This is a genomic window from Streptomyces sp. SID5785 (assembly GCF_009870065.1).
Lineage (GTDB): Bacteria > Actinomycetota > Actinomycetes > Streptomycetales > Streptomycetaceae > Streptomyces.
Genome location: NZ_WWIA01001122.1, coordinates 1 through 263, shown reverse-complemented (window position 1 = coordinate 263; position 263 = coordinate 1). Strand labels below are relative to the sequence as shown.

The following is a 263-nucleotide window of genomic DNA, read 5'->3' as shown; positions in this document are numbered from 1 at the left end:
AGCTCGGAGCGGACGCGGGCGTGCCAGTACTCGGCGAGCGCCTCGGCCAACTGGACGGACAGGCCGTGCAGTTCGAGGTAGTCCCGGTAGGAGTCGGAGGCGAACAGCTCGGCGGTGGCCTCGCCGATCTTCGACCCGACGGTGACGACCTGGAGGCCGACGACGTCCTTCTCGCCGGACTCCTCCGGACGGAAGAAGTCGGCCAGGCACAGCCGCCGGCCGCGGCGCTGGCGCGGGAAGGTGAAGCGGGTCCGCTCGTTGCC

General features: G+C 71.5%; 1 protein-coding gene. It reads right to left on the bottom strand.

Annotation, left to right across the window (positions count from 1 at the left end; translation table 11 throughout):
- Positions 1 to 263 (bottom strand): vitamin B12 dependent-methionine synthase activation domain-containing protein (locus GTW43_RS36220; RefSeq protein ID WP_161306217.1); only part of this gene is annotated, 263 nt, incomplete at both ends.